This is a genomic window from Dysosmobacter segnis (genome assembly GCF_014297285.1).
Classification (GTDB): domain Bacteria; phylum Bacillota; class Clostridia; order Oscillospirales; family Oscillospiraceae; genus Oscillibacter; species Oscillibacter segnis.
This window is the reverse complement of record NZ_JACOQI010000006.1, coordinates 172935-182667: the sequence shown is the minus strand read 5'-3', so window position 1 is coordinate 182667 and position 9733 is coordinate 172935. Positions and strand designations below refer to the sequence as shown.

13 protein-coding genes and 1 pseudogene are annotated in these 9733 nt (G+C 52.5%); 5 read left to right on the top strand and 9 right to left on the bottom strand.

The window, feature by feature from the left end; genetic code table 11:
- Positions 1–515 precede the first annotated feature (515 nt).
- The 4 genes from H8Z83_RS08405 to H8Z83_RS08390 all read left to right on the top strand — a co-directional run bounded on the left by H8Z83_RS08405 (position 516) and on the right by H8Z83_RS08390 (position 3562).
- Complete coding sequence (locus tag H8Z83_RS08405) at positions 516–953, top strand: sigma-70 family RNA polymerase sigma factor (protein WP_002604474.1); 438 nt, start codon at positions 516–518, stop codon at positions 951–953.
- The gene (locus H8Z83_RS08400; protein ID WP_002604473.1) at positions 937–1179 is read left to right on the top strand and encodes a helix-turn-helix domain-containing protein; all 243 of its coding nucleotides are present in this window, start codon (positions 937–939) and stop codon (positions 1177–1179) included. Before H8Z83_RS08405 ends, H8Z83_RS08400 begins: the two co-directional genes overlap by 17 nt.
- Before the next feature lie 458 nt (positions 1180–1637).
- Entirely contained in the window at positions 1638–1811 is a 174-nt protein-coding gene (locus H8Z83_RS08395) for a transposon-encoded TnpW family protein (RefSeq protein WP_002604472.1), read from the top strand.
- A 77-nt stretch (positions 1812–1888) separates the two neighbouring features.
- Entirely contained in the window at positions 1889–3562 is a 1674-nt protein-coding gene (locus H8Z83_RS08390) for a recombinase family protein (protein WP_002604471.1), read from the top strand.
- Positions 3563–3569: 7 nt separating this feature from the next.
- Here the strand turns inward: H8Z83_RS08390 and H8Z83_RS08385 are convergent.
- Positions 3570–3755, bottom strand: a pseudogene (locus H8Z83_RS08385) (recombinase family protein); the annotation flags it as partial.
- Between the two features lie 225 nt (positions 3756–3980).
- On the opposite strand from H8Z83_RS08385, the gene H8Z83_RS08380 reads away from it, so the two are divergent.
- Complete coding sequence (locus H8Z83_RS08380; protein WP_002596235.1) at positions 3981–4181, top strand: hypothetical protein; 201 nt, start codon at positions 3981–3983, stop codon at positions 4179–4181.
- Positions 4182–4245: 64 nt separating this feature from the next.
- On the opposite strand, the gene H8Z83_RS08375 is transcribed toward H8Z83_RS08380, so the two are convergent.
- The 8 genes from H8Z83_RS08375 to H8Z83_RS08340 form a co-directional block, all read right to left on the bottom strand.
- The gene (locus tag H8Z83_RS08375; protein WP_002596234.1) at positions 4246–4440 is read right to left on the bottom strand and encodes a transposon-encoded TnpW family protein; all 195 of its coding nucleotides are present in this window, start codon (positions 4438–4440) and stop codon (positions 4246–4248) included.
- Between the two features lie 14 nt (positions 4441–4454).
- Positions 4455–5297 (bottom strand): ATP-binding protein, encoded by an 843-nt coding sequence (locus H8Z83_RS08370; protein WP_002596233.1) that lies wholly within the window; start codon positions 5295–5297, stop codon positions 4455–4457.
- Entirely contained in the window at positions 5294–6088 is a 795-nt protein-coding gene (locus H8Z83_RS08365; RefSeq protein ID WP_006356266.1) for a replication initiator protein A, read from the bottom strand. Before H8Z83_RS08365 ends, H8Z83_RS08370 begins: the two co-directional genes overlap by 4 nt.
- Before the next feature lie 72 nt (positions 6089–6160).
- Positions 6161–6547: a cysteine-rich VLP domain-containing protein gene (locus tag H8Z83_RS08360; protein ID WP_002596231.1), complete on the bottom strand. Its 387-nt coding sequence runs from the start codon at positions 6545–6547 to the stop codon at positions 6161–6163.
- Positions 6537–8162, bottom strand: a complete 1626-nt coding sequence (locus H8Z83_RS08355) for a relaxase/mobilization nuclease domain-containing protein (RefSeq protein WP_187014617.1) — start codon at positions 8160–8162, stop codon at positions 6537–6539. Before H8Z83_RS08355 ends, H8Z83_RS08360 begins: the two co-directional genes overlap by 11 nt.
- A complete protein-coding gene (locus H8Z83_RS08350) occupies positions 8134–8532 on the bottom strand; it encodes a plasmid mobilization protein (protein WP_002596229.1) in 399 nt (132 codons plus the stop codon). Before H8Z83_RS08350 ends, H8Z83_RS08355 begins: the two co-directional genes overlap by 29 nt.
- 497 nt (positions 8533–9029) lie before the next feature.
- Positions 9030–9242 carry a helix-turn-helix domain-containing protein gene (locus H8Z83_RS08345; protein WP_002586615.1) on the bottom strand — a complete coding sequence of 71 codons (213 nt, stop codon included), beginning with the start codon at positions 9240–9242 and terminating at the stop codon, positions 9030–9032.
- A complete protein-coding gene (locus H8Z83_RS08340; RefSeq protein ID WP_002586616.1) occupies positions 9235–9657 on the bottom strand; it encodes a sigma-70 RNA polymerase sigma factor region 4 domain-containing protein in 423 nt (140 codons plus the stop codon). The genes H8Z83_RS08345 and H8Z83_RS08340 overlap by 8 nt, the downstream gene beginning before the upstream one ends.
- Between the last annotated feature and the right edge of the window lie 76 nt (positions 9658–9733).

Sequence of the window (9733 nt, the reverse complement as noted above, 5' to 3'; positions counted from 1 at the left end):
GGACAGTTAGCTAACACATATAATAAATTCAAAAAAAAATGATTAAAAGTGCCAGACGCATAGACGCAGAGCCGATAACGCATTAGGTCAAAAAACCTATGTGTTATCGGCTTTTTTATTTAATATTGCGCAAAAGCCGCTGTTCCCTATTATAGAATGGATTGCGGGTAGTGTATTAAAGTCGCCCTTTTTTAAGGATACGGCGGTATCGGGGAGGTATCGCCGTGTCCATTTTTATTTACTGTAACCCGCCTAATGCTTTGCGGTCAAAAAAAGCTATGCTCCGCAAGCGGGATATTCCGGCTATGAATGTGAACTGTCAATACATTTAGCTACTGCTTACATTTCCTTTGCGCCCGTCCGCGTCTTGCGGACGGGCGCATTTTGCTTTTTTCAACTTTTTTCTGAAAAGCGCACTCAAGAGCCATCTCCCGAACGGGTACGGAGCGAAAGGGGCAGAGAGGACAAGCCCTTAACTCCCGTCCTCTACTCCACGCGGGAAGGAGGTGAACTCTATGGAGCTATCTTCTTCCGACAAGGAAAGAATACAACATCAGTACGACGCATTAGCAAAGAAAACTTTGGTCGGCGAAGCGAAAAGCCACCGCCGCACTCTTGCGAAACGCGCAGCACGCGAAGTTACTTTTTCGGATTTGAGCGAAAGCGAACTCGCGCAGCTTTTCACAACGGACGAATACGAAAGCGATTATTTCCGTTTTCAAGTGTCCGGCTTTGATGTACTCGTCAAAAATGAACTGCTTGCCGAAGCCCTTAACGCTTTGCCCGAAAGGAAACGCGACATTATCCTTTTGTCCTACTTCTTGGATATGAGCGACGCGGAAATTGGCGAACTGCTGAATGTTGTACGCACGACGGTTTTCCGGCACAGGAAATCCGCGCTTGCGAAAATCAAACAGTATTTGGAGGGAAAAGCAGATGATGAATACCGTTAGGAAGTCTGAAAATCTGTTGCCGTTCCCTGTCATTTCCGCAGCGGCAAACGGCGACACAACCGCCATGTGCGCGATCTTGAAGCACTACGAGGGTTACATAGCGAAACTTTGTACCCGCACGCTGAAAGACGACGCGGGCAATACCTATTCCTATGTGGACGAGGAAATGCGTAACAGGCTGCAAGTGCGCCTTATTACCCGCACCCTTGCTTTTCATGTAGGATAATCTTTTAGCCCATGCGGGGAGCGTGTCCCCTTTCCACGCTTCCCGTTATGGGCTATTTGTCGTTCCGCAAAAGCATATCCGCTGTTGATGTGCTTTTGCAGGCCGACAAAGCCTATTGTTCTTTGACAAAGAAAGCGGCCTTTGGTGCGCAGCATAACAGGCAAACGGGTACATTCCGTCTGTACCGAGCCAGTCGGCGGGTACGCCATGACAGCTTTTCCCCATAGGGGAAAAGCCGAGCGAGAACTACCGCGCCGTAAAACAGGTTTAGCAGCTTGTGGGCGACGACATACAAGGCGGCACAATGATACTCCCGCGTTGAACACCCTCAAAGTATTGCGCGGCGCACCCATAAGCATGGGCCGGGGTGAAACTCCCGTGAGGTTGCAGCTAACAACCGCCCGTTTTTGCCTTTTGACGAATATAGTTTATCCATACAGGAAAAGGAGGTTTTTCTAATGGATAAAAAACAGACAATTACAACCGAACGCAAAATAGGGAAAATCACCTATCTTGTTCAAGCGTTGCCGAGTGAAAAGGCAACCGATACAATCCATAAAAAGATTGAGAAACTCATTGTAAAGGATTTGCAGAAAAAGCCCGGAAATCCGGGATTTTTAGCGTCCGAGTAGTGCATTAGGCGGCGGGATATGGTATAATGATAGCAACACATTATACCTGTTTATTCGGCTGTCGGAAAGGAGGACTAATGTTACAGTCGAATAAAATCACCGCCCTTTACTGCCGTTTAAGTCAAGAGGATATGCAAGCCGGAGAAAGCGGAAGCATACAGCACCAAAAAATGATACTTCAACGCTATGCGGACGAACACCATTTTTTGAACACAAAGTTTTTTGTGGACGACGGATTTTCCGGCGTGAGTTTTGAGCGCGAGGGGCTGCAAGCGATGTTGCAGGAAGTGGAAGCCGGACGAGTGGCGACGGTCATTACCAAAGACCTTTCCCGTCTTGGCAGAAACTATCTGAAAACGGGCGAACTCATAGAGATTGTATTTCCCGAAAACGGAGTACGCTATATCGCGATCAACGACGGAGTTGACACAGCGCGGGAGGATAACGAGTTTACCCCCTTGCGGAACTGGTTTAACGAGTTTTACGCCCGCGACACAAGCAAGAAAATCCGCGCAGTTAAACAGGCACAGGCGCAAAAAGGCGAGCGCGTCAACGGGGAATATCCATACGGCTATATCCCAGACCCGAACAACCGCCACCACCTTATACCCGACCCGGAAACCGCGCCGATTGTCAAACAGGTTTTCGCTATGTTTGTTAGCGGCGTGCGTATGTGCGAAATCCAAAAATGGCTTGCGGAAAACAAAGTCTTGACGATTGGAGCGTTGCGCTATCAGCGTACAGGACAGGCGCGGTATCAGCGGGCAATGATCGCCCCCTATACTTGGCCGGACAAAACGCTCTATGACATATTAGCAAGGCAGGAATATTTAGGGCATACCATAACCGCGAAAACTCACAAGGTATCCTACAAGTCGAAAAAGACCCGGAAGAACGAAGAAGAACAACGCTATTTCTTCCCAAACACCCATGAGCCGCTTGTTGACGAGGAAACCTTTGAACTTGCGCAAAAGCGGATTGCTACCCGCCACCGCCCGACAAAAGCAGCGGAGATTGATATTTTTTCCGGCTTGCTGTTTTGCGCTGGTTGCAGACATAAGATGTATTACCAACAGGGCGTAAATATCGAGCCGCGCAAGTTTTCCTATTCTTGCGGCGCATGGCGCAACAGGGCAAGGACAGGCAGCGAGTGTACCTCTCATTATATCCGCAAAAACGTACTTCTTGATTTAGTGCTGGAAGATATGCGGCGGGTTTTGCGGTATGTTAAGGAACACGAACAGGACTTTATCTGTAAAGCTACCGAGTACGGCGACATGGAAGCGAGAAAGGCATTAGCGCAGCAGCAAAAGGAACTTTTCAAAGCACAGGCGCGTATGACCGAACTTGACACGCTTTTCCGCAAGCTGTATGAGGACAACGCATTAGGCAGACTGACAGATGAACGGTTTGTGTTTCTAACTTCCGGCTATGAGGACGAAAAGAAATCCCTTGCCGCAAGGATAGACGAGTTACAACAGCAGATCGCAACCGTTACCGAGCGAAAAAGGGATATATCAAGGTTTATTCAGATTGTCGGGAAATACAGCGACATACAGGAATTGACCTATGAAAACGTCCATGAGTTTATCGACCGTATTTTGATACATGAATTAGACCGGGAAACCAACACCCGGAAAATCGAAATCCATTATAGCTTTGTCGGACAGGTTGATACCGAGCAGGAGCCGACGCAAGTTGTCAACCATGACCGCCGCAACATGGTAGATGTAAAAAGTATCGCTATCTAACCCCAGCAAAGTTCGCGCCGGAAAAACCGTCGTCGGTGTACCAGCGCAGATTGGTAAAGCCGTTCTGTTTTGCGTAGGTTTCGAGTATCCTTTTTTGGTTCGATATGGAATTACTCTCGCCTTGCAATTCATCCTCGTGGGACAATCTCGGATAAAGGGCGGTAATGAGGTTTTGGGTGGCTTGTCTTAACATAAAATCCTCCGTTTCCGACAGCCAGCCCCACTATTCCGTGGTTTCATTGTACCACGGAACGGCGGGGGCTGTACAGCGGCAAAAGCGTTAAATTTGCTTCTTTACAGCTTTTCAATTTTCCGATTTTTATGGTATGGGTTGTCGTCCCATATTTGCAGTAGAAAAGTTCATAACTCCGTGGTATACTCTGATTTAACAAAAAAATCAGAAGTTAAAGGAGAAAACATGAAGTATACAATAGATGAATTAACCGCGGCCAAAAGGCAAATTGATTCAACTCTGCACAAGCTAAGAGAAACAGTAAAAACATTTGAATCAAAGGATAATTCCGAGCGTTATAAATCACAAATCACATTGGCAAAGAGAAGAATAAAAGCCTTTGAAATTGCAAATTATTTTATAGAGAATGAGATTAAGAATTGCTAAAGCACTTCCGATTTTCGTTCCAGCGGTCATGCTCCCTGGCATGGCCGCTTTTCCATGCCCCGGTTCACGCCGGATAAGTCGGCTCCTGTGTAGCAGCGGCTTCCGCTTCCAGTACCCGCGCCATTTTGTCGGCGGCTGTGGTTGTGGTGTCTTTCTTGAAATAGCCGGACACGACAAGGACGGAATTGCCCATGCGGATTTCCGTCACACAGTCAGGGCGGCGGGTGGTGCGGGTGTCGTGCTGCTTGTTATCTGCCATAGGCAATACTCCTTTCAGTCGGTAATCAGTTTCTTCATGCTCTCCATTTTCCGCTTGGCGGTTTCCTGCCGGAAGTTGTCGCCGGTAAAGCGTACCGGGACGCACATGGAAAGCAGGCGGTCATAAATCCGGGAATGGGCGGTGTCCTCCGGGTTGTGCAGGTCGTCCAGCGTAAGGTTGGTCGTGACGATCAGCGGCTTGCCGCTGCGGTAACGGCTGTCAATCACATTGAACACCTGTTCCAGCCCGTATTCCGTCCCGCGTTCCATGCCGAAGTCGTCAAGGATCAGCAGCGGATAACGACAAAGGCGGGAAATGTACTCGTTGCGCCCCTCAAAGCTGGCGGCAAGGTCATTGAGGATAAGAGCAAAGTTCGTCATGCGGACGGGGATTTCTTTCTCCATGAGGGCGTTTGCGATACAGCCTGCAAGGTAGCTTTTGCCGGTGCCTACGCCGCCCCAGAACAGGCAGCCGATATTGTCTGTCCGCATATCTTCCCAATGCTCCACATACCGGCGGGCAAGCCCGGTCTGCGGGTTCCTGCCGTTGTCGTTCTCGAAAGTCCAGTCCCGCATGGTGGGGTCGGTAAAGCCCCGGCGTTTCAGTTCTTCCACGGTGTCAAGGTGTCTGCGCCGCTTTTCGGCGGCTTCCCGTTCCTCGCGGGCGGTTCTCTGGCAGTCGCACTCTGCCGGGTGGCGGTCGCGCCCGAAGATAGCGGCCTTATCCGGCGCAAAATAGGCTTCTTTCGGCTTGCGGCACTTGCCGCAGTACAGTAAACCGTCCTCGCCGGTGTAGTCCTCCGGCTCCGGGATGGTGGTCGTCATATTCTCCAAAACCGCGTTGATTTCATTCTTCATAAACTCTCGCCCTCCTTGCATGAGTAGTCTGGTATGCCCTTTTTAGGGGCTTCCTTTTTGTCGTTCCCCGCCCATATCCGCAGGGCGGCGGCATAGTTCTGGTAGCTTTTCCCGTTGGCGGCAAGGTAGCGGCTCATTTCCTCGATGAACCGTTCCAGCCTGTCAGGGTACTCTGCCTGCAACTCGTCGTATTCGGTCTGTGACAGAAAAATATTTCCATATCGGCCATAGGGCGCGGACGGCCCCCCACTCACTCCCTTTGTTTGGCTCTCTGTAAGGTTGTTTATAGTAGTTTGGTTAGGGGACGGTTTTCCGACCATCATAAGGTCGGTTTTCTGACCATCAGTAGGACGGTTTTCCGGCTCTATGAGGGGCGGACTTCCGGCCATCAGTTGGTCTGAAAACTGTACCTGTGGCACTGGCGGTACTTTGACATAAAGCCGGTTCGGTGCGGAGAAGCCGCCCCGTTCCCGTTCCAACAGCCCCGCCGTGTCCAGTTCATTAAGCGCCCCCTTGATGGTGGTGCTGCCTTTATCCAGTATTTCTGCTATCTCCGCGATGGGATAGATAATATAAATCCTGCCCTCGTCGTCCAGCCACTTGTTTTTCTGGGAGAGGGTGGAACGGTCTAACAGCAGCGAATACAGCAGCTTGGCGGTCTGTGAAATCTCCATTTTCAGCAGGAAACGGGGATACGGCAGATAGGCGGGCAGCCGCGTGTCTGCCCTGATATAATCAGCGATAGGATCACCTCCCTGTGTTCGGGTTGATTTTGGCGTATTGTCACGCATTAAAACGCCGTTTCCGGGGGAAAAGGATAAATGTATCGCGTACCCTTTGACACCCACGAAAAAAGCCTTGATTTATGCGGGTTTGAAAGGCTCTAAAGCGTGACATCTCTGCCTTTGTTTCCGCTTTCTCTCGGCGGCTTTGATTTTCTTCATGCGCCCGGCGCAGTCGGGGCAGTATTTTCCCCGGTTGGATTTGGGGACAAAGGCCGCCCCGCAGACGGCACACCGTTTCCGGCTTCCCCGGCACAAGAGGGCTGCGGCCAGCTCCCCGTCAAGGGGCAGGACAGCCACACGGAACCAGTGGCACATGAGGGAAAAGGAAATGCTCTGGACGCACACGCAAGGCTCCCCGTCGTCCAATAGCAGGCAGTTCCCCTCATCGTAGTTACAGCACTCATGTACCAGCCGCCGCGCCCGCCGGTGCTGGCGGTAGTCCATGTGGGGCAGGTTATCGCTCATGGCTCTGCTCCTTTCTGCGGTGCGGCTCGTCCCGGCGCAAAATCTGGTCGATGTTCCGCTTGACGGTCTGCAACTCCTTGAACCGCTGTTTCTGTTCGTGATAGGTGTTATACAGGCCGTCTTTCTCGGAGATAAGCTGCTCGATCTCGGCCTGCAACGCTTTCCGGGCGGGCAGCTTGGTAATGCCATGCGCCTTGAAATACCGGGCTGCTGCGTCGGCTATGATAAAATCGCTCTCATGGGCCTGCCGGTATGCGGCGCGGGCTTTCTCGGATTTCTGTGCCCGCAGCCCGTCGCGGGCGGCCTTGGTCTGGGCGTAGGCCAACACCTGCCGCTGCAACTTCTTTTTCCCTTGCAGCTTCGTTTCCAGTGCTTTCAGTTCGCCGCTGGTCTGGCGCATTTTCTGATAGGCGGTGTCAACGGCGGCTTCTAACTGCTCCGGGGAAGTAAAGCCGTATTGCTGGTAGACGGACAGCGTTTTGGCGGCCTGCTTCAGATTGTGTATCTTCGCCCAGCGTTCATAGCCCCGGCCTTTGCCCTCGGCCATTTTCTGCTCAATGTCCACAAGCCGCTGCACTCCGTCCTGTTTCGGGGCGGCTATCTCGGCTCTGGCAACCTGCAAGCGGTCTTTTATGGTGCGTGGGGGATCGGGGGATCTGGCTGGCGCTTCGGCTGCTCTGGCGGCGTTTTGCTCTAAAACGGCAAAGACAGCGGCGCGGTCAAAATCGTCGCCCAGCTTCCGGGCGGTAATTGGCTTTGTCCTGTCCGGCGTGAGGTAGGAAAGCCGCCCCCGGCTCTCCTTGACGGTCACACCCTCCTGCAGCAACAGAGAGGAAAACTCGTCAAGGCTGGCGGCGGTGGCAAGGGCTTTCCGTAGGGTCTGCCGCAGCTTCTCCTTGTTCGTTTCAAACTTGGTCTGCCGGGGCGTGATACTATCGGCAATCATGGGGGCGTTCTGCTTGTCCAGCGCGGCCTGTCCCTTTTTCTGCGCCCAATACTCCCGGTCGGTGACGCGGTTCTTGCTGCCGTTCAAGAGGTCGATTTGATAAAGCCCCTCCCGGTGGCACATCTCCATGACTTCGGATTTGAAGTAGCGCAGGGCAGCGTCGGTACATCGGTGCTTGCAGCCGACTTTCGTATCGGCCGGCCTGTCCATGTAGGGCAGGAACGGCACTTCCTCAATCCGCAGGCTGTTTATGACGATATGCACATGAATGTTGCCGCTGTGGTTATGCCCGTCCGGGTGGGTGCAGACAAGGGCCTGGTGGCCGGGAAAATGCTCTTTACAGAATTGTTCCCCCAACGCCTGCGCCCGGTCTACGGTCAGGCCGTTGTCCGGCCCGTCCCGCGGGTCAAAGCTGATGATGTAGTGGTGGCTTTTCACATCTTCCCGCCGCTGGTTTTTCTGATAGCGGAGATTGGCCCGCATACACGCAACGGCAAAATCCTCCCCGTCGCAGTTCAGCGTGGACAGCCGGTAGTCCTCGCGGGGGATAAGCCTGCCGGTTTCATCAAGGACGGGCTTCATGGTAAACTCGTCATGCTCAAAGAGAAGATATTGCTCGGCGGCTCCGTAGTCGGCGTTTTTAGAGTTGATATGCTTGAGTGTTGCCAACCGCGTCACCTACTTTCTTGAGGACTTCATACTTGAGGACGGCAAGGTCGGATATGGCGGCGCGTACCTCGCCGGAAAGGGTGTTGTAGGGTACGCCGTATTCGTTCAGATACCGGGCAATCTGATTGAGGTTGCCGCCGATCCTGCCGTACTCGGCTGTCAGCTTCCCGACAGCGGAAAGCAACTCGTCATTGACCGACGACACATGGACAACCGGGCGTATGGTCGCCCGCCGTATCGCCTGCCGGAGAAATTCGGACTGGCTGATACCATAGGGCGCAAGCCGCGCTGTGAAGTCGGCATACTCATCTTCGGACAGCCGGGTTTTCACAACGCGGCTGCGGTGGGGCGTGTTGTATTTCTTTCGCATGGTGTGACCTCCTTTCTCGCCCGTAAGGGCGCATGAGCAGGGTTTGGGGAAGGCACTCCCCAACAAGTTTCCCGCGAGGGGCAAAACTGCAGAATTGCGGATTTTGGCACCGTGGTAGAAACTTGCTCTCCGTGACTGCAAACTTTCTCTCACTTCCGTCCGCCACTTTTTTGGAAAACTGCAACCACAAAAGTTTGTTTCTCTTTTTCTGCTACTACTAATCCTGTAAAGGGCATTCCTGCCCGCTTTCGCTAAAATGACACCGGACGCAGTGGTTTCTACCCGGTGTTGGAGAAATCCTTTCTCTTTGCCCTCTACTACGGGTAAATGCTCCAAATGCCAAACACCAGGGCAGAAAAATTCCCTCCTCGCTTACTACTACAACCGGCAGGGGGCAAAATGGCCGGGAGCGGAGCCGGACAACAAAAAAAGCAGTAAATCTTTTTCAAGACTTACTGCTTTCGCTGGCCGCGTCGGTGGTGGCTGGTATTCAGTTTTTATGACTTGTCCGGTGGTTCGTCAAGCCGGAACTTGAATTGACAGTCAATTAACCGCTGCTTTACATAGTCCTCCACCTCGGCGTTGACCTGCCCGTTCACTTTTGAGAAATAGCGGATATATCCGGCGTAGTGGAGCAGGACAGCGTTCACGGCTTCTGGGTCGCCCTCACGGGCTTTGAGGATTGTTTCATAGGGGAGAAGTCTACTCATACCGGCTCACCCCCATTTCTTCGCGTAGCCGCTGCAAGGCAAGCTGGATATGCCGCCCCGCTGTGCTGCGTGACCGGCCAATACACGCGCCGATCACGCGCTGCGGCTGGCGCAGAAAGTAATAGCGCAGGATTTCTTCCCGCGTCTGCTCCGGCAAAACAGAGATCGCGTCGGCAAGGGCGGCGTTGCAGAGCAGGACGGTCTGACCGCAGACGGTAAATGGGTATTCCTCGTCCGGCTCCGACGCGGCAAACTGGACAAACTTCTCGTTCATCAGATAGTCAAGGGAAACTTGCCGTTCCCATTGCCGTTTAAGCTTCAAAATCTTGTCCAAGGCGGCACAGCGGATAACAGTCTTGCAAAAGGCGTTGTACCTGCGCTGGATATATTCTTGATAGGCTATCTGGTCGGTCATGGAAATTCCCCTTTCTGAATAATAGTGCGGGGCGGTGGCACTTCTTGCTGTCGCCCCTTGATTGCCTACCAGCAAA

Bases quoted from the DNA above. Each gene is read 5' to 3' on its own strand.
- H8Z83_RS08405 (WP_002604474.1), top strand. From the start codon at position 516: ATGGAGCTATCTTCTTCCGACAAGGAAAGAATACAACATCAGTACGAC.
- H8Z83_RS08400 (WP_002604473.1), top strand. From the start codon at position 937: ATGATGAATACCGTTAGGAAGTCTGAAAATCTGTTGCCGTTCCCTGTC.
- H8Z83_RS08395 (WP_002604472.1), top strand. From the start codon at position 1,638: ATGGATAAAAAACAGACAATTACAACCGAACGCAAAATAGGGAAAATC.
- H8Z83_RS08390 (WP_002604471.1), top strand. From the start codon at position 1,889: ATGTTACAGTCGAATAAAATCACCGCCCTTTACTGCCGTTTAAGTCAA.
- H8Z83_RS08380 (WP_002596235.1), top strand. From the start codon at position 3,981: ATGAAGTATACAATAGATGAATTAACCGCGGCCAAAAGGCAAATTGAT.
- H8Z83_RS08375 (WP_002596234.1), bottom strand. From the start codon at position 4,440: ATGGCAGATAACAAGCAGCACGACACCCGCACCACCCGCCGCCCTGAC.
- H8Z83_RS08370 (WP_002596233.1), bottom strand. From the start codon at position 5,297: ATGAAGAATGAAATCAACGCGGTTTTGGAGAATATGACGACCACCATC.
- H8Z83_RS08365 (WP_006356266.1), bottom strand. From the start codon at position 6,088: ATGCGTGACAATACGCCAAAATCAACCCGAACACAGGGAGGTGATCCT.
- H8Z83_RS08360 (WP_002596231.1), bottom strand. From the start codon at position 6,547: ATGAGCGATAACCTGCCCCACATGGACTACCGCCAGCACCGGCGGGCG.
- H8Z83_RS08350 (WP_002596229.1), bottom strand. From the start codon at position 8,532: ATGCGAAAGAAATACAACACGCCCCACCGCAGCCGCGTTGTGAAAACC.
- H8Z83_RS08345 (WP_002586615.1), bottom strand. From the start codon at position 9,242: ATGAGTAGACTTCTCCCCTATGAAACAATCCTCAAAGCCCGTGAGGGC.
- H8Z83_RS08340 (WP_002586616.1), bottom strand. From the start codon at position 9,657: ATGACCGACCAGATAGCCTATCAAGAATATATCCAGCGCAGGTACAAC.